The sequence below is a fragment of the Ditibartonella apihabitans genome (assembly GCF_002007485.1).
GTDB classification, from domain to species: Bacteria; Pseudomonadota; Alphaproteobacteria; order Rhizobiales; family Rhizobiaceae; genus Bartonella; species Bartonella apihabitans.
In genome coordinates this window covers 2,117,250-2,139,971 of sequence record NZ_CP015820.1, presented here as the reverse complement: position 1 = coordinate 2,139,971, position 22,722 = coordinate 2,117,250, and the positions used below count along the sequence as shown (strand labels likewise).

General features: G+C 45.7%; 16 protein-coding genes. 3 read left to right on the top strand and 13 right to left on the bottom strand.

All coding sequences use genetic code 11. The features are described 5' to 3' along the window. Window positions 1–164: 164 nt before the first annotated feature. A complete protein-coding gene (locus BBC0178_RS09480; protein WP_078039993.1) occupies window positions 165–1,064 on the top strand; it encodes a LysR family transcriptional regulator in 900 nt (299 codons plus the stop codon). A gap of 1,338 nt (window positions 1,065–2,402) precedes the next feature. Here BBC0178_RS09480 and BBC0178_RS09475 read toward each other — a convergent pair. Beyond that, window positions 2,403–3,596: an MFS transporter gene (locus BBC0178_RS09475; RefSeq protein WP_078039992.1), complete on the bottom strand. Its 1,194-nt coding sequence runs from the start codon at window positions 3,594–3,596 to the stop codon at window positions 2,403–2,405. Window positions 3,597–3,700: 104 nt separating this feature from the next. Between BBC0178_RS09475 and BBC0178_RS09470 the strand changes: the two genes are divergently transcribed. Next, on the top strand, window positions 3,701–4,105 hold the full coding sequence (locus BBC0178_RS09470) for a winged helix-turn-helix transcriptional regulator (protein ID WP_078039991.1): 405 nt from the start codon (window positions 3,701–3,703) through the stop codon (window positions 4,103–4,105). Window positions 4,106–4,438: 333 nt separating this feature from the next. On the opposite strand, the gene BBC0178_RS09465 is transcribed toward BBC0178_RS09470, so the two are convergent. The 12 genes from BBC0178_RS09465 to BBC0178_RS09405 form a co-directional block, all read right to left on the bottom strand. After that, window positions 4,439–5,185 (bottom strand): ABC transporter permease, encoded by a 747-nt coding sequence (locus BBC0178_RS09465; RefSeq protein WP_078039990.1) that lies wholly within the window; start codon window positions 5,183–5,185, stop codon window positions 4,439–4,441. Window positions 5,186–5,200: 15 nt separating this feature from the next. After that, entirely contained in the window at window positions 5,201–6,388 is a 1,188-nt protein-coding gene (locus tag BBC0178_RS09460) for an ABC transporter substrate-binding protein (RefSeq protein ID WP_078039989.1), read from the bottom strand. Further along, window positions 6,378–7,169 (bottom strand): ABC transporter ATP-binding protein, encoded by a 792-nt coding sequence (locus BBC0178_RS09455; protein ID WP_078039988.1) that lies wholly within the window; start codon window positions 7,167–7,169, stop codon window positions 6,378–6,380. Before BBC0178_RS09455 ends, BBC0178_RS09460 begins: the two co-directional genes overlap by 11 nt. Window positions 7,170–7,194: 25 nt before the next feature. Next, window positions 7,195–8,253 carry an acyl-CoA dehydrogenase family protein gene (locus tag BBC0178_RS09450; protein WP_078039987.1) on the bottom strand — a complete coding sequence of 353 codons (1,059 nt, stop codon included), beginning with the start codon at window positions 8,251–8,253 and terminating at the stop codon, window positions 7,195–7,197. Between the two features lie 732 nt (window positions 8,254–8,985). Then, a complete protein-coding gene (lldD, locus tag BBC0178_RS09445) occupies window positions 8,986–10,122 on the bottom strand; it encodes an FMN-dependent L-lactate dehydrogenase LldD (RefSeq protein ID WP_078040447.1) in 1,137 nt (378 codons plus the stop codon). Between the two features lie 245 nt (window positions 10,123–10,367). After that, entirely contained in the window at window positions 10,368–12,011 is a 1,644-nt protein-coding gene (locus BBC0178_RS09440) for a lactate permease LctP family transporter (RefSeq protein ID WP_078039986.1), read from the bottom strand. Window positions 12,012–12,685: 674 nt separating this feature from the next. Beyond that, window positions 12,686–13,540 (bottom strand): siderophore-interacting protein, encoded by an 855-nt coding sequence (locus BBC0178_RS09435; RefSeq protein ID WP_078039985.1) that lies wholly within the window; start codon window positions 13,538–13,540, stop codon window positions 12,686–12,688. A 142-nt stretch (window positions 13,541–13,682) separates the two neighbouring features. After that, window positions 13,683–13,904, bottom strand: a complete 222-nt coding sequence (locus BBC0178_RS09430) for a hypothetical protein (protein ID WP_078039984.1) — start codon at window positions 13,902–13,904, stop codon at window positions 13,683–13,685. Window positions 13,905–14,013: 109 nt separating this feature from the next. After that, window positions 14,014–15,798 carry an ABC transporter ATP-binding protein gene (locus BBC0178_RS09425; RefSeq protein WP_078039983.1) on the bottom strand — a complete coding sequence of 595 codons (1,785 nt, stop codon included), beginning with the start codon at window positions 15,796–15,798 and terminating at the stop codon, window positions 14,014–14,016. Beyond that, a complete protein-coding gene (locus BBC0178_RS09420) occupies window positions 15,795–17,669 on the bottom strand; it encodes an ABC transporter ATP-binding protein (RefSeq protein ID WP_078039982.1) in 1,875 nt (624 codons plus the stop codon). The genes BBC0178_RS09425 and BBC0178_RS09420 overlap by 4 nt, the downstream gene beginning before the upstream one ends. 536 nt (window positions 17,670–18,205) lie before the next feature. After that, a complete protein-coding gene (locus BBC0178_RS09415; RefSeq protein WP_418214919.1) occupies window positions 18,206–20,317 on the bottom strand; it encodes a TonB-dependent copper receptor in 2,112 nt (703 codons plus the stop codon). A 491-nt stretch (window positions 20,318–20,808) separates the two neighbouring features. Further along, window positions 20,809–21,252 carry a hypothetical protein gene (locus tag BBC0178_RS09405; RefSeq protein ID WP_078039979.1) on the bottom strand — a complete coding sequence of 148 codons (444 nt, stop codon included), beginning with the start codon at window positions 21,250–21,252 and terminating at the stop codon, window positions 20,809–20,811. 506 nt (window positions 21,253–21,758) lie between these two features. Between BBC0178_RS09405 and BBC0178_RS09400 the strand changes: the two genes are divergently transcribed. Continuing rightward, window positions 21,759–22,520 carry a dihydrofolate reductase family protein gene (locus tag BBC0178_RS09400; RefSeq protein WP_078039978.1) on the top strand — a complete coding sequence of 254 codons (762 nt, stop codon included), beginning with the start codon at window positions 21,759–21,761 and terminating at the stop codon, window positions 22,518–22,520. The last annotated feature ends 202 nt before the right edge of the window (window positions 22,521–22,722 follow it).

The following is a 22,722-nucleotide window of genomic DNA, read 5'->3' as shown; positions in this document are numbered from 1 at the left end:
TTGCCGCCAACACTTACGTCCTCACTTCTTTAAATTTCAAGAATAGGCGTTATTGTATCAATGAGTATTATATAGGTATGAGCTCATAAATTTTTTATACATGGGCGGACCGGGTTTTAAAAATTGTATTTGCAAATGTGATTTATTTCTTTAAGCTATAAATCATGAGAGGGAACACTTGGGGTACGTCACTGATGAATCTGGCACAATTGAATTATGTCCTTGCTGTTGCACAGTCCGGCAATTTTACTGTAGCGGCAAAGAACTGCCATGTGACGCAGCCGACCTTGTCAAACAGCATCGCCCAACTTGAAGACGAGTTTCAGGCGCGCATTTTCTCGCGCACGACGCGCCGTGTCGGCCTTACGCCTTTCGGGCAACATATCATGCCCTATATCGAAAAGCTGATCGAGGCGAATTTCAATCTCGTCGACGAAAGCAAAAAATTCAATAATCAGGAAACAAACGTTGTCAGGATCGGCAAATCGCCATTGATGAGCTGCCAATATCTGGCAGCCGTTATGAATGATTTTCGCACGGAGAATCCGAACTCGGAAATTGTGTTATGCGAACGTAATAGCGGCGATCTTATCGACTTGCTGGAACGAGGTGAAGTCGATTATGTCTTTGATGTTGAAGCAGAAAAAAAGCCTACAAGGGCAAGCGAATTTCTTTATGAAGAGCCGCTCTATTTTATACCGAGCACGGCACAACCGATCAGAAACGTCAATGTGGTGCATTTTTCCGATATTGCCGACGAAGTCTTTGTTATGGTCGATGACGAATCCGGATTGAACAAGTTTATCAGGGAAATGTTCGGGCACCACAATCATGTTCTGAAAGAATATACCGGAAAAACTGTTTCCTTCCGTGAACTTGAAAACTGGGCACATTGCGGGCTCGGAGCTGCACTCTTGCCAAAATCGGCAATCACTGTGACATCAGGTCAGCGTTATATCTTGTGCGATCAGGAAGAGCGCCCGATACAAATCCGTTACGAAGCGACGTGGAAGAAAAATATTCCGGTTACAAACGGAAAATTGAAAAATTTCCTAAAACAGTAATTAAAACGGGCATTTTGCACCAATAGCGAAACTTTTAGCTTTATTTTAGAGGAATATTTTTCCAAAAAAATCGTTTGAAGTGAATCGTATCCTTTTTTGCGGCTTTATAGAGAAATAATTATCCGGTTAAAGAATACAACGGGAAGTGTGTTCAAAACTATTTATTTTGGGGAAAAGCCTGTGAAAGTACTGGAGTATTTTTGAAGTTGAAAAAATATCACGAATAGAGAAATTTATCGGCATGAATTTATCGGGTTGAAAATTCCGTGTGTCTGAAACATTGATCGGCTGAAACACTGGCGAGCAAAAATACCGGCTTGTTCAAACTCTCGCTAATCCAATATTCCTGTGAGCCCGCAACGCGTGGTGACCAGGAATTGCAATGATCTTGATAATTTTTTCTAAAGGGAAAAAGGGGCGATTTGACTTTCCGTGAAGTGCAGGACTGTGATTATCCAATTGATTACGGGTTTTAGAGGTTTTTTTGCCACTTCAAGGGGCAAATGGTCCTGAGGCGGGCGATTTTTCATAGCTATTACTTCCAAAGTAGATCAAGAATTCGGACAGTCAATTTGGAAATTCGGATTTCCGACATCTGCGCTTTCAGAAATACCAGCGCGTTTCTTTTGTAGGGAGAGGGAGTATTAGAGGAGGGTGCCAAATGCCCGACGAATGGATTTGCAAGGCGTCTTGAAAGTTGGCGCAGTTTCGACGTCTAGAAAATTTTGTTCACCGGCATTGGTGTCGCCAAAGTTTCATGCGCTTGTAACTTGTTGGAAATTTTCCGAGCGGCAATTTCTATTAAGAAAATCGCTTCGTTCGGCGGTTGTTAATTAATGGACTAACCCAAGCGTTCCAAAGTCCATATGGTTAAATTAAAGAATTGGCAAATTAAATGATTGGCAAACTTCTGTTGGAAAAAATATAGCGTGGTTTCAAGATGTTGGCGTCGGGGCTATGAAGCGCCTACCGCTACATAATTTGAATCCTGGAACAGCAGAAAAATAGCAGGAGCAGCGGCTTTATAAACTGTTTTTGCGTCATAAATTTCCGGACGTTCTGAATTGCCAACTCGCATAAATTTACGGATAGCCGGGATTTACGGATGACATGGATTTAGCAATGGGAGGTACTTGTCGATGGAACAGATTTTCGGATGAGATTGAATTTCAGATAATAACACGTTTCGGATGAGCTGGTCTTTTTCCCTTGCCTGACTACGACATTGCCTCGTTGCTTTCGCCTTGAGGTGCAGCTTCGACATTTACCAATAATTTTCAACATTCTAAAAAGGGGGCAAAAAGCGGAGGCACTTTTATGTCCCCGCCAGGCAATGGTTTAGTTTGTATTTGATGAGCAACAGTCCCTTAATTCCTTCTTTGCTTGGTGTTTTGCAAAAAGGCTTGAGACAATAGCAAGGAAAAGGGCTGCAATAGAAAGGCAAGCACCTGCCCAGTTCGGCGAGGCATAGCCGAAGCCATAAGCGATCACCAGACCGCCGAGCCATGAGCCCAGCGCATTACCAAGGTTGAAAAAACCGATATTGACTGCCGAAGCAAGATTGGCGCCACCGGCGGCTTTTGCTCTATCCATAACAAGGCGCTGGATTGGCGAGACGCTGGCAAAACCGAAGGCAGCCATGAAAAATATAGAAAATACATCGGCAATTTTGTTGGCTATTGTGAGATAGAAAAACAGCATCACAACGGCTTGGCCGAAGAGCGTAATATAAAGAACCGGCATCAGTGCACGGTCGGCAAATTTGCCACCCAAATAATTTCCGACAAACAATCCGGCGCCAAAAATGAACAGAAGAAATGTAACGCCCTGATCGGAAAAATGACCAAGCTCTTTGGCCATTGGCGCAATATAAGTAATCGAGGTGAAAAATGCTGCAGGGCCTAAAATAGTGATGCCCATAGCAAGAAGAACATGAATATCGCCAAAAACAAATAGTTCGTTTTTCAATGATTGTTCATGATGTTTCGGCTGTTTCGGAACCAGTCGCGACGTTGCAACAAATGCAACCATACCGATAAGTGTAATGAGATAAAAAGTGGTACGCCATGACGTTACATGGCTGAACCAGGTACCGGCAGGAACGCCGATAAAATTGGCTGCCGTCATGCCGCTGAACATGAAGGCGATTGCGCTGGTTCGCTTATCTTGCGGTACGAGTTCGGCGGCAAGGACAGAAGCAATACCGATGAAAACTCCGTGGCAAAGCGAATTGATAACCCGACCGAAAATGGCGGTGGTAAAATTGGGTGAAAGAGCAGTCAGAAAATTTCCGATGATGAAAAATGTCAATGCAAGAAGCAGCAACTTTTTCTTTTCGACATTGCTTCCCAATATGATGATAATCGGTGTTCCGAAAAATACCCCCAATGCATAAGAGGTTGCCAAGAAACCGGCAGCCGAGACCGAAATGTGAAACTCTGCCTGAATGGCCGGCAAAAGGCCGGAAATAATATATTCTGTTGTGCCGATACCAAAAGCGGCAATTGCAAAAGCCCATAAAGCAGCTGGCATAATGATATTCCCTGATTTGTTAGATACACGAAACAGCTAGGCTACTAGTAAAAAATATGCTAGAAGGTACTTTATAGGGACATAGATACCAAAAAGTGACTATTATGCCGAAAAACACCAATGAAAACCTTGTCTTTGTCGAAACCTGTCCGGCACGAAGAATTATGGAATTATTTTCGGTCAAGTGGAAAAGCATGCTTCTACACGCATTGTTCCATTGGCCGAATGGCAAATGCCGCACCAGCGAATTGCAACGCGCTTTACCGGGAATTTCCAAAAAAATGATGATCCAGACATTGCGTGATCTTGAGGAAGGCGGGCTGGTTCACCGCCATGTTTATACCGTTGTTCCCCCAAAGGTTGAATATTCGCTCACCCCGCTTGGAAAAAGATTTTGCGAACCAGTTGAAATGCTGTTTGATTGGGGAAAAAGCAACTGTGACGCATTGGAAAAATTCGAGAAAAATCAGCACAAGAACGCAAAACAGGATGAGAAACCCGCTCATTAATGCGTTGGTAAAATGATGGCAGAAGCCCCACGTAGCGTTAGTAAAACAAAGAGTTATTTTCCCTTGCTTAGTTTTGCAGTAAACATCAGCCGAGTAAGTGAAACTTAAGAAAATTTGCCTTCTTGTTCGTGTCTTCCCCGTTCACCGCAGTCGGGATTTTCAAGGAACAAAATCGTTAGCGATGCTCATGCGGTGGATAGTATCGCGGCTATTCATCCCCACATCCGGTTATCCAGTTTTGCAAAACACTCATGTAAAGGATGGGGACTTTCGCCCTCGTCCTTTCAAAAACCGGCTCGGGTCATTTTTATCAGCCAAAGTCGCAATGCAAGATCAGCCAAGGCGGCGGGCGGTCGCGCGAACTGCGCTATCAAGCAAATAGCCGATCAATCCGATAAGCAATATGGTTGACATCAGCTCAGGATAAGCAAGCCGATCGCGTGTATCGAGAATGAAATAGCCGAGGCCTGCCGAGACGCCCAGCATTTCACAAGGCACAATGATAATCCATGCAATGCCGATTGCCAGCCGGATCCCCGTCATCATATGGCTCAAAATTCCCGGAAAAACCACATAGAGCAATGTTTCACTTTGTGTTGCAGCAAGGCTTTTTGCAACCAGCAGAAAATGCCGATCAAGTTGTTTGACACCTGCTGCCGTGTTGAACATGATCGGCCAGACAGTTGCGAAGGTGAGAAGAAAATAAATCGGCTTGTCGCCAATGCCGAAAACCATGACGGCAATCGGCATCCATGACAATGGCGAAATCATGCGAAGAAACTGGAATGCCGGACCGGTCGCTCTTTCCACCCACGGCTTGGCGCCGATCAAAAGCCCGACAGGCACACCGATGATGAGTGCAAAAAGCAAACCGACGACAATGCGTTTAAGGCTGATGAGAGCGTGAAGAAATAAGTCGGAGCCGGTCAACAAGTGCCAGAAAGTGGGCAATGTTTCCTCAACTGAAAAACGGCTTGCAAAGCTGTTTTTGGCACTCAAAACATCTGTTCCGAGCCACCAGAGGAAAAGAAGCACAACAAGTCCTGACAAACCGGACAAATGGCGAAGACAGCTTTTCATCACGCTTTTTCCCCGTTAAACTTCAATCTCTTCATTGCGCACGAAACTGTCTTTCATGCCGAAAGCGGGAAGTCCGCCAACTTCGCTTAATGCGTGTTTGACAAATTGGTCGTCAACAAGGTCTTTTGCCGCAAAAGCCGGATCAAGCGTTTGAAGAAATGCGTTATCCCCTTCAATCAATGTGTCTTTCAGCCGTCTTACCAGCTCTTCCGTGTAGCTTGGATAAGGATAGGGTTGAAAATCTATGCGCTTTTCAAGCCAGTCGGGGTGAATGATCGCACCCGATTTTTCATAAAACCGGTTATCGTCTTCGCTTGAAACAAGAACACGTTTGAGAACATCAGAACCGAAAGGCATATATTTGTTCGGATTTTCTTTGGAAAGGAGAAGCGCTGTTTCTTCGCGGTTCTTTGCTGTCCACAATTGCGCTTTGACCATGGCGGATACGACTTTTTGTGACCATTCGGGGCGCTCCTTCAGATCGTTTTCCTGCATGCAGACAAGACAGCAGGCATGGTCACGCCAGACATCGGCCGTAAATCTTGCAAGCTTTGATACTTTGGCAGCTTCACCTGCTGCATTGAAGGGTTCTGCAACGATAAAGCCCGAAACCTGACCATTGGCGACAGCCGGTATCATATCCGATGGGGCCATGATCACCATATTGACTTCATTTTTTTCAATTGTGCCACTTTTTCTGGAAACAGGTGTCAAGCCGTTTTTGCGCAAGATCATTTGTAACACAACTGTGTGGATTGAATACCAGAATGGAATAGCAACGTTTTTGCCACCAAGATCGGAAATGGAATTGATGTCATTGGCGACAGAAAAGCCGGAACCGCTCATATGGTTCCAGGCAACGACTTTAAGCGGTGCCTTGCTTGAATAGCGTGCCCAGATGGCGATTGGCGAAAGAACATGCATCACATTGATCTGGCCGGCAAAAAAGGCTTCCACGATCTGTGACCAGCTACGAAAGAGAACCGGTTTTTCGGCTTTCAAACCTTCGCTTTCAAAAAAGCCTTTACCATGAGCCACAAGCAGTGCTGTTGCATCGGTGATTGGCAAATAGCCGACTTTTACCGGCTCATCCTTTTCCTGCGATTTTGCTTTTCCAATATTTAAAAACGGCAAAGCGCCACTTGCCGTCAATAAAGCCGATAGCCGCAAAATGTCGCGGCGGGAAAAATATTCATCTTTCATATTTCATCTCTTTTTTAAGTCCTGCATCTCTCAAAGCTGCAAGTATTTCGATACGGATTTTGCCAAGTTCTTCGACAAAGTTATTGCGTGGTTTCGGGAAATTGATTGTCCATGTGCCGATAATGTTTGCCGGTTTTCCGCCAAGCAGAATAATGCGTTCGCTGACAAGCAATGCTTCGTCAATATCGTGAGTGACAAGAAGTGTTGAAGCGGAGAATTCTTTAACGAGTTTAATCAGCAGATTTTGCATATCTTGGCGCGTCAATTCATCAAGTGCGCCGAACGGTTCGTCGAGAAATAGCAGTTCCGGATTTCTTGCAAAACAACGCGCCAATCCTGCTCGCTGTGCCATGCCGCCGGACAGCTCGGAGGGGCGAAGTTTGCGCGCATAATCAAGCCCCACTTCGTGGATCGCTTTATTCACCCGATTTTGCCGTTCGCTTTTTTCAAGCTTTTCGCGGTTTTTGAAATCAAGGCCAAAGGCCACATTTTTTTCCAATGTCAGCCACGGCAATAAACCCGGATTTTGAAAGGCCACAGCAATATTCGGGTCAACTCGGGTAAGCTCTTTGCCGTGAACAAGAATATGGCCGCCATTGGGCTTTTGCAGGCCGGAAAGCACACGTAAGAGGCTCGATTTTCCGACACCGCTTGGCCCCAGAATGGAAACGGTTTCATTCCTTCCGATTGCAAGGTTGAAATTTTCAAGAATAGCGGGCGCATCGTCGCGATACCGCAAAACGATGTTTTTGGCTTCAAGAAGGGGGGCTTTTTCTGTCATGAATTTGAACGGATAAACGGGTTAATCATGCCAAGGCTTTTTTAAGCTGAGTGACACTGGGGGTAATAATGGGAACAAAACTGGCCTCGCGCAAACGACGGGGAAATCCTTCGGCAGTCTCCATGAGATAGGCACCGCCACCGCGGGTTTCCAATTCAAGCAGAACTGCTTTCCAGAGCCAGTCGGTCAAACTGATGCGGAGCTTGAACAAGTCTTCGGGAGCGCTGACAAAATGGTTGTTGTTTACGCCCTTGATAAGTGCATCGCGCAAGCTTGAAAGCTTTTTGTCTACCTCGTCTATGTCGCCTTTAATCGACGTTCTTCGGGAATTGAAATGTTTTTTGGCTTCGTCAATAAAGCGCGCTGCCAATCCTGAAAATAGCCCGCATTGGAGTGCGATAAATGCCGGACGTAAGGTTTTCAGCCATTCGGCAATATTGTCATGTAAAATCCGGTCAGCCGTTAAAGCAACCTTATCCATGGTGATCGCTTTTGTCCCACTTGAACGCAAAGCCAATAAATCGAGCGATTGGACATTCACCCCTTTGTCACTGTTTTCAAGGCTGAAGACCACAGCGCGCCCGTTATCAAGTTCGGCTGCACAGGCTGCAAAAAAGCCTTGTTGGTCGATATTGGTAATCCACGGCATTTTACCGGTGAGGTAATAGATGCCATTCTCAAGCGAGGCAAAATTTTCCATTTTTTCGAGGCCCGAAAGATGCTTCATCAAATTGGAAAGACCGGCAGAACCGGCCATTTTACCTGATGTCAAAAGCGGTAATTGACGGCTTTTGAGCGCTTCATTCGGGCTTTCTAAAACGCATTCGATATAAGCGCGGTGCGCCCATAAGACGAAGGCAGCCGTGAACGAGGAATAGGCAATGTCGGAAATCGTCAAAATAGCGTCAGCAATGGTTTTGCCATCGCCACCGAATTTTTCCGGAACGCCAATGCCGGTCAATTTTTCTTTTGCGAGGCTCTCCAATATAATTTTCGAGGATTGGACCGTGGTGTCCCATTCCTCTGCATGGGCTTCAGCCCACGGATAGAGCTTATCCGAGCTCTTCAAACGAGGGGATAACATTTTAAAATAGCCTATTGGTGAGGGGAGAAGAAAAAGACAAACACTGTTTTTTCGCGCCGCTTGTTGAAGAAAGGCGCGATTGAAAAACGTTGAATTGTGAAGGAAGAGACATTTTAATTCCCCGCAAACTTGCTATGGACATCGTTAATATTTCTTGTTTTTTAGAAATGTTCAACCTTTTATTTTTTCATCAAGAAAACCCGCATGCATTTTTAAAAATTTTTAAATGAAAAAGCTGGTTTAAAATCGGGCCCGAGGCAACAAATCACATGCCTGTTACACAAGCGGGGGCAATCTTTGGCTCCGAAAAAAGCGGAATGATAAAATTGTTGAACAATTTATCATTGGAAACAAGAGTTTTTAAAAAAATAGTTCTTTAAATTGCCGATAAAAAAGAAAGGAAGCGACATAATTTTTCGCGGGAAGTGGGAAACCGACAAGTTTTTTGAACAGGCAAATGACCATTCATTTTCCAAACAGAAAATCACTTCAACTCCGCTTTAAATAAAGCAAAAAACAGGCAATGCTTGTCATAAAAACAAAAGCTGCGAGATGTGGATTGCGAGATGGAGACTGCGAAATGGGGACTGCGAGATGGCATCACCATTCTGGCAGTCCTTTTTTCAAAAGCAATTTTCAACAGAAGCCAAAAGCGATTTATGAGGTTCTGATGCATTGATTGAAAATCGGCTATGTCGAGACTTATGCAGCTTTAAATCCCGACACAGTTTTTTAGTCTTTGACGAGCATGTCCGCATTAATGTCGCTTATTTTCTTGGCTCCTGTCAGCGTCATTGCAACACGCATTTCCTTTGCTATGAGATCAAGCATATTGGCAACGCCCTTTTCGCCATCGGTTCCCAAGGCATAAGCAAAGGCACGGCCAAGCATAACCGTATCGGCTCCAAGTGCAATCATGCGCACAACATCAAGGCCTGAGCGCACACCGCTATCAACGAGAACTTTGAGATCGGGTTTTAAAACTTCGGCAATTTTCGGCAATGCCTTGACGGTTGAAGGCACGCCATCAAGCTGGCGCCCGCCATGGTTGGAAACAATAACGCCGTCTGCTCCGAAACGCACAGCATCGCGGGCATCTTCAACGTCGAGAATGCCTTTGATAAGCATTGGACCTTTCCAGAATTCACGAATCCATTCAAGGTCTTTCCAGCTTATCGACGGGTCGAAATTGGCACCAAGCCAACCGATATAGTCTTCCAGATTGGTCGGTTTTCCGCGATAGGTGGAAATATTGCCGAGGTCGTGCGGCCTTCCCATGATGCCGACATCATAAGCCCAGGCAGGATGAAGAACAGCTTGTGTATATTGGCGCAATTTGGCAAACGGGCCTGACATGCCCGAATGGCGGTCACGATAACGGGCCCCCGGAACCGGCATATCAACAGTGAATACCAATGTTTTGATGCCTTGGGCAGCCGCTCTTTCGAGTACATTTTTCATGAAACCGCGATCTTTGAGAACATAAAGCTGGAACCAGATCGGATTTGGAACTTGTGACTGGACCTCTTCAATCGGACACACTGAAACAGTCGAGAGTGTAAAGGGGATACCGCGTGATTGGGCAGCCTTTGCAGCCTGAACTTCACCACGGCGCGCATACATGCCGGTAAGCCCCACCGGTGAAAGCGCCACCGGCATTTTCATTTTTTCGCCGAAAAGCTCGGTTTCGAGACTAAGCTCCGACATATTTTTCAAAATGCGTTGGCGAAGCGCAATATCGGACAGATCGGTTGTATTGCGTTGCAGGGTTCGCTCGGCATAAGCCCCGCCATCAATATAATGAAAAAGAAATGGAGGGAGTTTGCGCCGCGCACCTTCGCGATAATCCGAGATAGAAGATATAATCATTTCATTACCCGTCTTGGTTGTTTTATGGCTCGAACGCCGGAGCCAATTCGGCAAAGAGATGAATAAAAATTTTATCCTTTGAAAATGTTGATATTGGTATTGAATGTTTTTCGAGAGGCGTAATAAAATTGACCTTTTACGCCTCCGAAATTCCGCTTTAACTTCCGGTTTTATTTCTATGTTTCAGGAAGACTGTCAGTATTTCCGATATTAACAAGAAACAGTAACGGGAAGTAAAATCAATATTACGGGATCATCCACGAAAGAACATATCCCTGAAGCGTTGTCATGATACCGGCAATGGCACAAAGCCCCAGCGAATATTTGACAGTATAGCGGAAGAGGTCGGATTCTTTCCCGACAAGTCCCACCGCCGCACAGGCAATTGCAATCGACTGCGGCGAAATCATTTTGCCGGTGACACCACCCGTACTGTTGACTGCAACAAGCAGAACATCGGAAACGCCAATCTGATGGGCTGTGGTTGCTTGCAAGGCACCGAACAGCGCATTGGAAGACGTATCCGAACCGGTCACAAAAACGCCGAGCCATCCGAGAAATGGCGAGAAGAACGTAAAACTTTTACCCGTATGTGACAAAGCCAGCGCCAAAGTGGATGAAAGTCCCGAATAATTGGCAATGAAAGCAAAAGCAAGAACAATGCCGATCGAATAAATCGGAAGGGCAAGTTCTTTCAACGTCATGCCGAAAACGCCAATGGCGCGAGCAGGGCGCATTTTCAAAACAAAAGTACTGACGATTGCGGCAAGGATAATTGCAGTTCCCGTGGCTGAAAACCAGTCGAATTTATAAACAGCGCTGATTTTGGCATCGGTTGCAACAATGGGCGCCGTTTTGACAATGATATTATTGAGGAATGATACGTCGAAACTCAACACCCAGCTTTCCAAGGCGCCACCTTTGGCAAATAGTTTTTTGAAAGGCGCAATACTCCAAACCATAACAAAAATCGTCAATATGATAAAAGGTGACCATGCTTTGATAATTTCTCCCATTGAATAATGGGGAACATCTTCTTTGGGCGCAGCTTCGCTTTCGTCAAAGCGGAAAATGCTTTTTGGCTGCCAGAAACGCAAGAACAGCGGCAAAACAACGAGTGTTGCAATAGCGGCTGTAATATCAGGCAATTCCGGCCCGAAATAGTTGGAAGTCAGGAATTGGACAATCGCAAATGTGCCGCCACCGACAAGCACAGCCGGCCAGGTTTCACGAACGCCGCGCCAGCCATCCATGATAATGACAAGCAGGAAAGGAACAAACACCGAAAGAAATGGCAATTGGCGCCCTGCCATCTGGCTTAATAAAAACGGGTCGAGATTTGAAACCTGTCCGGCAACAATAATCGGAATTCCCATGGCGCCGAAGGCAACCGGAGCGGTATTGGCAATAAGACAAAGACCGGCCGCATAAAGCGGGCGAAAGCCCAAGCCTGCAAGGAGCGCCGCAGTAATTGCAACCGGTGCACCGAAACCGGCAGCACCTTCAAGAAAAGCGCCGAAAGCAAAACCCACCAGAATGAGCTGCAGGCGCTGGTCTTCGGTAATTCCTAAAATGGAATGGCGAACAATGTTGAAGTCACCGGTGACAACCGAAATCTTATAAAGAAACACCGCGCCAACGATAATCCATGCGATTGGCCAAAGACCGTAGAAAAAACCATATATCGCAGATGAAACCGCCGGTCCGATGGGCATGCCATAGACAAAAACGGCAATCAGGAATGACAGGATAACAGTGATTGTACCAGCCACATGCCCTTTCATGCGAAGAAGAGTTAAAGCCAGGAAAAAGAAAATAATCGGTATTGCGGCAATTAATGCCGAAAGCCAAATATTTCCAACCGGAATATAATTCTGCATCCACGTCATTGTTTTCTCCTCCCAATACGTGTGCGATAAATGTTGGCTGGTAGGTAGTAAGGCTGAAGAAAACTAAAACGTCAATTTATTTGAGCTTAAAATTTGCATATTATGAACCAAAAATAGGTTTTTATTGGAAAATATTCGGATTTTTATTATAAAAATTATAAAAATGACGTTTTTTAAAAGCAAAGCTGTTATTTAAGACGTTTTGCCATAGTGTTTCATGATTTTTTGAGGCCAGAAGCCAAGCTTTCAAAAACAGGTTAAAAAATATCTGTGTTCCGCATTTGGCTAAGCAGACAGGCGCTCATCAACGCATAGCGCTAATTTTTGAATAAAATACCGATCTACTCAAGAAGGAGTATGCTCTCGAAGAAAAGTCAGCTCTTGAAAAGTGATAGACGCCGGTTTTGACGAGGGCTATTTTTTGGGGCTCGGTATGAGAATAAAAAGGGGAAAAGAAAAATCCAATTCCTTTCACCTCTTTGACCGCCGGTAAAGGCTGGGCAATTTTTAAAAAGGGGAACGCCTCTTGTTGGAGCCGGTATGTCGGTCATATCGGCTTTTCCATCATTTATATTTATTTACCAGTCACCGATCAGCTATTTATCATCGGTCGCTGTTTACCTTTAGGGGACATCTCGTAAATATTGATATTCTATTTTCGAGCCAGCCGCCTATCAAGCCGGAATGTCGAATTCATCGAAATCTTTTTCGGTTTTTCCCTGTGCAATAAGCTCGTTATAATATTTGCCGCGAATTTTTTCGATTTCCGAACTGGCAAGCCCACGGCGCCAATATCCGACGGCTTTGATATTCTGCTTTTTCACATTGCAGTTCGCCATGAAATGTTTCCTGATAGCACGGGCTTCTTCGCGTTCACAGGCAATCCAGATGGAGCAATCTTCGGCATCGGTAATCTTTTCAGCCGAATGAACAAGAAAACCGGTTTGCCCGGGATATTCTTCTTCCTTTCGCACATAGATATGTTTTTTGACCCCCTTGTTATCGGGGAGTTCACCGGCTGCTTCTGCAGTTGCGGATTCGATATAGATTTCGGCTTCGGTATTTTCCGGCCAATGGGAAAGAATGGAAAAAATGGCCGGAATGGCGGTTTCATCAGCAAAAAGCTTCAGTTTTTTATTTTTATATTCTTCCGTTGAAAATTGCGGGCGCGGACCAATCAAATAAGCATGCGCACCGGCTTTCAAACTTTGAAGCCAGTTGATAGCGGGGCTTTCCCCTTCATGTTTGACAAAATCGACTTCGATTTCATGTGTCGCGGTATTAAAAGAACGGATTGTATAAATTCGGTAAACCTTACGGCCTTGTCCGGTTTCGCCTATCTCGAAGCGAACGGCAACATTTGCCTGTTGCCATTCAATCGGGTTCGTCGGGCTGATTGTTCCGGTCAGGCGGATGAGGTGGGGAAAAGGTTCATAAATCCGGCTGACCGTGAGTTCAAGGCGTTCCATCCCGTCCATGTGGTTTTCCGGCGTTAGTTCAGCCGCATTCCTGTTTTCTGTCTTTTCCATCTCTTAAGCTCCCGCACCGATTGTTTTTTTAGGTTATAAAACTATAGATGAATAATAATGAATATAATAGTCAAGTTTTAGTAATCTGGTATTGAAGAAAACTTTGATGTCTGTCAATCAGGTTTTCATGTCGTTTACCGGATTACTGGAACTTGACCGGAATGAACAATCCTTTCATTGGAAGACCGGTAATACAAAAATACCTAGCGCCTTCAAATTGCGCCTGTTGGTTGACAGGACAGCGTGTAATTTCTCTGGTAAAAAGTTTGCTCTCCAATTTTCCCATAAGGAGTATGCCGTCCGCATTCTTTCTTAGAAAGACTGTTCTTTCCCATTCTTTCCGGCAAAGAGCGCGCTGTCGCATTTGGCAATTCTTGGAGACAAAGCTTGAAGACCGGCTCTTCCAGCCCAAAAAAACTTGAAATTTCAAGCTTGATTGGTGGCTGGTGACCCTGTTTTTGTTCACCTTTGGGTCAATTCGGAATGGCTTCGGTTGGAGGGAATACGCCACGCGCTTTATTCTGGTTATTCCATAATTTTTGATAGAGGCCATCGGCTTTTACCAATGTATCATGGGTTCCTTCTTCAACGATTTTTCCATTTTTCAGAACAATGATATGGTCTGCCCGACGAATGCTGTTCAGCCGGTGGGCAATGACAACGACTGTGCGGGTTCTGGTTAAAGCATTCATGGCGCGTTGAATTTCTGCTTCTGCCGACGGGTCAAGGCTTGCGGTTGCTTCATCAAGAAGCAATATCGGGGCGTTTTTCAAGAAAGCGCGGGCAATGGATATGCGCTGCTGTTCGCCCCCTGAAAGCGAGCTTCCATGCTCGTCAAGCACTGTGTCATAACCTTCCGGCAATGCCATGATAAATTGGTGCGCCTCGGCCTGTTTTGCTGCTTCGATGATTTCTTCGGGGCTCGCATCTTCCTTGCCGATTTTGATATTGTCATAGACCGTTCCGGAAAAGAGAAGAACATCCTGAAACACCATCCCGATCAACCGGTGAAGATTTTCGGTCCCTATGTCTTTAAGGTCGATATTGCCGATCGTGATTTTACCTTCCGTTCTTTCCCAAAGACGGGCGATAAGGTGGACAAAACTTGTCTTTCCGGCACCGCTCGGGCCAACTATTGCCGTTAATTCCTGCGGCCTGATCGTGCATGAAATATCATCTAGGACTTTGTGTCCGGCCACTTCTTTTTTGTCAGCTTCTTTTTTGTCATAGCTGAAACCCACATGGTCGAAACGGATTTCATAGTTTTCCGGCATTTTTGGATGTTGCGGCTCTGACAAGGTCGGTTCATGAAGCAGCGCTTCAATGCGCATGAGTGAACGGTTTGCCAGACGCAACATCAACATTGCCTGACCGACTTCATATAATTGGCGGTAGACGGGCAAAGCGATAATCAGGAAAATCAACAATTGAGGGACTGTAAGCTTGTCATTTGCCAACCAATGAATGCCGAAAATAACCAGACTGATATAGCTCATTTCCAGCACAAAACCGAAGCATGACAGGAAAGGCGAGGTTCTTGTTTCGGCGTGGAACCAGGCATTGCGCTGGTTGTCGAGGATTTTTACAAGTCTCTTCCAACTATTGCCGAAACGTCCGAAGCTGCGGATAACCGTAATGCTTTGCACATATTCAAGCAAAGCCGATTGCACGGCACTATTGGCTTTTCCAAGTTTCACGCCCGCACTTTTTCCCATAGCAAGCGTCCATAACAAGGCAAGCAAAGTCAAAGGAAAGCCGCAAAGCATGACAATTGCCAGACGGAAGTCGACAAAGAAAAGAAAAATAGTCAGGAAAACCGGCATTGAAAAACCGGCAACAAATGGCTGGATGAAATGCGACCACATATGTTCGACAAAAGTAATATCGGACGTCAGCCTTCCTGCAAGGTCACCGCTTCTTTGTTTGTTGAACCAACCCATGGGGAGTTTGCGCAAATGTTCTGCCACATTAAGGCGTGCCTCGCCCATCATTGTGAAAGCACCATTATATATTTTCGGCGCTCCGATCGCACTTGCGCCGATGCGCAACAAAAAGCTCAAAACCATACCAGCCCCGAAGAAAATAGCGGCTTTGATTGTCAGCTCTTTGGCAAAGGCCTGTGTCAACATCATAAAAAGGAAAAAGAAGGGGAGTGCTGCAAAAAATCCTTCGACAATCGTCCATGAAATGCCGTGAACGAGTTGTTTGTCGCGCGTTTTCGACAGCCGGAAACCGGACGTTAAAATATCGATTATCATGACTGCCCGCCTTTTTCTGCCAAAACATCCTGTTGTGTTGAAAGCGTGTTATCGTGTTGCCCCTTGGAGCCGGTTTTTTCTTCGGCTTCTCCCGCCTCTTCTCCGAGTGACCAGTCTCCTGCCGAAAGCTGGTCTTGCCATAAAATCCGGTAGGTCGGGCAATTTTTCAAAAGCTCTTCATGGCGGCCTTCGCCCGCTAGCCTGCCATGATCCATCACAATAATTTTGTCGGCAGAAACGAGATTTTGCAAATGATGGCCGACAATGAGAACTGTGCGATTTTTATAAAGTGTTTCGAGAGCTTCGTGGATGAGGTTTTCATTTTCCGGATCAAGACTTGAAGTCGGTTCATCAAGAAGCAGGATTGGCGCATTTTTCAAAAAAGCGCGGGCAATCGAAAGCCTTTGGCGTTCGCCGCCGGAAAGTTGCGAGCCGCGTTCCTGAAGGAGCGTATCATAGCCTTGCGGCAAGGCTTCGATAAAACCGTCTGCTTTGGCAAGGCGGCAGGCCTCTTTAAGTTCGTCATCACTCGCATCGGGTTTGGCAATGCGCAAATTATCGGCAACAGTGCCATAAAGGAGAACAACATCCTGAAAAACAATGCTGGTCTTGTCGAGAAGGTCGTCAAGTCGCCAGTCGCGCACATCAAGCCCACCTATTGTTAAATGCCCATGGTCGAATTCATAAAGTCGCGCAACAAGTTTTAGAAGTGTACTTTTGCCCGAACCGCTTGGCCCCACCAATGCCGTAACTTTATCGGCTTTTGCGCTAAAACTGACATGGTCGATCGCGAGCCTTTTGCCGTAACTATAAGAAACATCGTCAAAAACAATTTCATAGGGGCCTTCAGGCGTTTTGCTGTTGTGATTTTCGATAAGCGGTTTTGCAGTCAAAACCTCGTTGATATGATCCATCGCTTCGATATGGTTCATTTTCTCATGAAGTGCCCCTGAAAGGGTCAATAAAGGTTCAAGCACCAGTGGCGAAAGCAGCAAAAATAACACAAAAGTAGCCGCGTCGAGGGAACCGTTTACATAGAATATGGCTCCGATCGGGGCGACCAGAACAAGATTGCCGCGCAGTAAAATAGCAAATGTCATGAACGAGCGTGTTACTCTGGCCGCAAAACTGTGCGCCCAGTCCACCGCAATATGGATTGTCTTTGAAAGATTGCCAAAAGACCGCGTATCGAGACCGAAACTTTTGATAACGTGGACACCACGGATAAATTCGCTGATCTCGCCTGAAATTTTTTGTTGTAAACCGATCCATTCACGCATGTCATCGCCCATGCCGCGTGTCATCCACCATTGGGCAAAAAAGGCAATCGGCAAGGGGATTAAAACAATAATGGCAAGCCGCCAATCGGCAAAAAATAAAAGGATAAGAGCCGAAAGCGATACAATGGGAGCAGAACTGAGATTAGGCAAAATATGCGCATAAAGGCTTTCGAGACTGTCTATATCATCATAAAGCGTGCGCCTGAGTTTTCCCGAAGACTGGCTTGCAAAAAACGACAGTGGAACCTCTCCCAGTTTTTGCGCTGCTCTTTTTCGGAGCGTAAAGAGAATGGTGAACGCCCCTTTATGGGCAAGCATGTCACTTAAAGATACGAATATCCATCTAAGCAGAACAAGGCCGATCGCAACACCTGCAAGATACCAGAGTCTCGTCGGGTTGACCGTCGGTTTCAAAAGCTCGCCGGCAATAAGCGAAATCACATAGAAGGGCGCAATGCTCAAAGCCGCAGCGATAATGGCCGTAATGATAGCGGAGCCGGTAAAAAAACGCGAATAGCGTAAAAGCCCCAGAAAAGTGGCAGGCTTTTCACTGTCATAAAATGTTGAATTCATGGATGGTTGTTGGCTCATCACGGCTACCGCAAAAATTGTTAAAAACCGACTATGACTTATTTTTGATAATTTTGGTATAGTTTTATTTGTTTACCCATGAAAAACTTTTTTTATCGGTTTTGTTGTCACCGATTTTTTATGAATAAATTTCAGTGTTCTCAGCAGAAAACCGGTCTCCAAACAGGATAATTTTTGGAAAAAAACGCGATCAATTTTATGCGCTTTCCATCAGGCTTTTCAAACCTGTATCACAATCAATCGCAGCTATCGGACAAAAATTATTCTTGTCAGCTATGTTCCGGGTTGAAAAAAATATTTTGTATGAGAAAGCTTCAAGGAATTTCCGGACAGGTGAGAGGCATTAAATCGGCGTTTTCGACCGTTAAAAAGTTTTTGTATCAAGTCTGAGAGGTTATTTGACGGTTTTGATACCCGTGGCACTCAATTCCGTTGTTTTGTGAGGCATAACTTTTAAAAAAATTATGCCTCACAACATAAGCTGAAATATAATGGGCTAAGTTAGCTATTATTTGCCTTCATTCTAGAAACGGATTTCAGAACTTGAAATCGGCTTTTGCCCAGAAGGTGCGCCCCGGCTCTCGTACTTGATAATGGGCGGGAAAGCCGAAACCGGCATCGCCATCGCGGTTCAGATGTTCAAAATAATCCTTGTTGAAGAGATTATCGACCCCGCCGGTCAAAGCGACATTTTTTGAAATCTTGTAGCTGCCATTCAAAGAAAAGACACCGAAGCCTGAACTTTTATCAAAGTCTTTTCCCACCACATTGCCTTTGTTTTCGGCAATGCGCGGTTGATCGGCAACAAGCCTTAAAAGTCCGCCAATGCTCCATTTTTCTTTTTGATAAGTGAGGCCGAGTCTTCCCTCCAAGGGTGGAATTTGCGGCAAAGCTTCATTGTCAGTGGTGTTTTTCCCCCACGAATAGGCAAGGCTTGAATCAAACTTCCAGACATTGAAGAACATATGGGAAAGTCCCAATTCGCCCCCCATAATGGTGGCATCGACATTCGATGCTTTTGACTGCCCACTTGAATAGTCGAAGAGAATATAATCATCAATCCGGCCGACATAAGCAGAAGCCCAGATGTCGCTATTTTCCCCACTATATTGCGCACCGAAATCAAGTTGGGTGGTTTTTTCGGGCTTTATGCCGTCAAATGCATTGAGTGAATTTGCCTCCGATTGTTTTGGCGAAAACAGTTCCCAATAATCGGGGAAACGCTCGGCATGTCCAAGCCCGATATAGGTCGTAACCGGTATTTGATCGAGGTCGCGCTCATAACGAAGAAAACCGCTTGGCAATGTTCTGTCGCGCTTGTCGCCATCTGTCGGACTTGTGCTTCTCTCATCCTTCGCAGAAGCCCGATCAAGTCGGCCACCAAAAACAAGACGTTGATTTTCGGCAAAGCTCCATGTCGCTTCGCTGAACAGTCCGTAATTGAAAAATACCGCATCCTTATCCCAACCGTGAATGCTCATCATATTGCGGCTTTTTCTTTTGCGGTGGGTGTTGGTTTGAACATCAACTCCGCTCACGAGCGATAAATCGCCAAAATCCCAATTGGTGGTAAAGTGGCCGCCCATGGTGCGCCGGTCAAGGCGCGATTCCATAGGCATAGACGACATATCCATTGCGCCACCTGTACCTCCCATTCCGCCCATGCCATTCATTCCTCCCATGCCGCCAATGCCGGCCATGGGATTTCCGCCTCCGCCCATGGCATTTCCCATCATATGGTTCATATTCATTGTCCCACCCGACATATGCCCCATATGACCGGTTCCCGTTTTGCCTGTGTTGACAAACCCGATTGGACGTGGGGAAGCGTTGGTCGCAAGGTGGCGCAAACGGAAATTATCCATAATGTGATCGGCATAATTATAGTAGAATTGCGCGTCGACCTTGGTGAGCTTGTCATTGATATTTTCTTTGATGAATTTGGCACCAAGCGATTCCCGCTTGAATTGGCTGCCATCCATAGCGCGGCCTGCATAGCGGGCTTCACCATCACCGCCGCCGCCCGAAAGCTCGAACAATGTATTTTCGTCTGGAGTGAACCCCAAAAACATATCGCCATTCCATTTATCCCATTTTGACGGGACAATATTGCCATCACCATCATGATAATCATGGGAAAGGGCTTTATTGCCGATAATCCGGATATAGCCGGGGCGTGCGCCGACAGTGCCGTCAAGGCGGGATTCAAAACGGCTATTGGAACCGATGACAATGCTGGAATCGCCTTTAACGGTCGGCTTGTCAAAATGCTGCGGGTCGCGTTCAAACAAAATTGTTGCCGCCGAACCGGTGGGGCCATAGCGCACGGTTTGAGGCCCCTTCACAACAGTGAGCCGGTCATAGCTTTCAGGCGAGATATAGGATGTCGGATTATCCATCCGCCCCGGACAAGCGCCCATGATCGTGCTGCCATCATTGACAATATTAAGACGCGAGCCGAATTGGCCTCGAAAAACGGGGTCGCCATTGGTGCCACCATTGCGAATGGTTGCAAAACCGGGAATGGTTTTGAGATAATCGGCGCCGTCCGAAGCGGGAATAGGCTGGCGTGGGTCTTTCGGATTGGTAACAACAGTGACCGGTGAAGACATGGCAGCCGATGTAACGATCACCGGTTTTAGAACCATGTTTCCTTGGTTCTCGGCCTTTGCAGCCTCTTTTTGTGCGGAACTTGTTGTCGGGTTTTGAAGTGGCGTCATCGTGCTATGCTCGTTATTTGCAACCGTTTCGGCTTTTGCCTTCGTTGGCATTGTGATGAGCAGGGTGGAAAGGGTAGCAATGGCACCAATCAGGGCAGATGATGATTTTAATGCGTTCGAGCGCGCACTAAACTGCCTATCGGTTTGAAAGAGAGAATCCATTTTTTAAAAATCCATAAAGAAAAGTGGATTGAAACTTTGTCAGGCATGGAAAACAAACGGGAATTGCCACACGCGGCATTCTCTGAGCCTCGTTTTTGTGAGACCCCAACCCATGCGTTTTGACGGTGAAAAAAACAGGCTGACCAAGTTTTATAATCACAATTGAAAACCAAAAAATGGCAGCAGTGACTTGCGCCACGTCGGCAAAAAACGCGGCCATTTTTTTAAAAATTCGATGTGATGATCTATTGAACCTGTCAGCTTATGAGTGACAATGGCGGGGAACGCGGCGAGGCGTTGGATTTTACAAAAAACGTGCCGAAGGTTACCGCATGATAGGGCAGTAAAATCTCGACGAGGAAGAGGTGATGTTCGCCGATTTCAAGGCTATCGGGCGGGGTGAGCATTGATGCGCCGATGCGGCAGGCATGACACGCCCCCAATTCATGACATGAATTGTCATTATGATGTTTTTTGCTTAATTTTTGCGGTTTTGAAGATGCGTTTTTCGAGCAAATGTCGCTATCGGAAACCATATGCGAATGGTTCTGCCGATAGCTTTCATGATGGTGTGAAGAATTGCTTGCAAAACTGCTCGGTGCAACCGGAAAATTGCGATTATGGGCAAAGGCGAGGTTGAGCAGTGCGAAAATGCACAGCACCCTGATAACCACAGAAAATGGTTTGCTCGTCCCGATCATTTCGCAAAAACTTTCCCTTTTTAGGAAACTATTCTCCAGTTTTATTTTTTTGCAAGATAGGCCAAAACAACCAACAGGATTTTTAAAAAAATCGGCAAAGAAGAGGGAAATAGAAGACCATCGGGAAGGAGACGGTGAGAAGGGACATCGCAAGATGAAAGGGAACAAGAAGCGGGAGTCATGAGAAGGGAGGAGATGTAAGAAAAAGGAAGGTTAAACAATTCTGAGAAAGAGAGAGGCTTGTCCCACGGATTCAAAGCTTATGATGTGCTTTTTTCCCATATATCCGTTCGCGTGTTATTTTCGCGAGCTTTTAAAAAAGAACGTGTTTAAGCAACGCCCGCTTTTCCATTCCCACTTCTCTATTGATGAATTTTTCTAATAGGCCTTGTGAAAAGAGGCCGGTTTATGAGCGGGCTTCAAGCGTTTATAGGTGAAGAAGACATTTCAAAGAGCCTTCGCTTATCTCGTTGCTCTTTCATGATTTTATTGTTCAAGGAGAAATCATGCGCCCTTTTATAATTTGCCATATGATGACATCGATTGACGGAAAAATAGTGGAAGATCATTGGACTGCGCCTTATGACGGGACAGAAAATGATGAGACGACAATTTCCTATTATGATCTTAGCGACAGTTTCAATTGCGACGCGGAAATGCTGGGGCGGGTTACCGTTCAAAGGCATTTTGCAAAGCAGGAATTCAATGCCCCTCATCCAGTTATCGCGATCGACCCGCAACCTTTTATCGGTAAGCGTGAAACCAAACGGTTATGCATTGTTTTCGATCGCCATGGGCGTATCAAATATGAGGGCGACAGAATTTGCGGCGAAAACATCATTGTCGTTTTGGGCAAAAAAATATCGCAAGCCTATCTGGAACATCTTCGTAGCTTGGGGATTTCCTATGTCTTCGCCGGTGAGGATGGAAATGACCTTGTGGAAGCCATGGAAAGTCTTGGGCATTTTTTCAATATAAAACGAATTGTTTTGCAGGGTGGTGGCACGATTAACGGAGCATTTCTGGAAAACGGGCTTATCAATGAATTGAGTGTGATGATCTATCCCGGAATTGACGGGCGCAAAGCTGCACCTTCCTTATTTGATTGGTCACCTCGCACGGATAATAGTGCAACGGGAGAACCGGTTTTGGTGAAAGGAAATCCGGCTGCCGGCCAGTCACTCGAATTGCTGGAGGTAAAAAACGCCGGTCAGGGTGTTATTGCACTGCGCTATAAAATACACCATCATAAAAATCACAAACAATAGTGCTGAACGGAATAGATCGGGCTTTCGGCCAAATATTTGACGATTGCGGTTGGGAAAAACGCAATCATTTAGCCGTTTCAGCAAGAAGAAACAGACACGACAATTCAGCCCAACGCAATTTTTCGTCTGCCTAAAAATGTTTCTTCTGACTGAAACGGCAGTTCTTTATAGTCGGCTTTGCCGGAGATTTAAGAAATTTCAA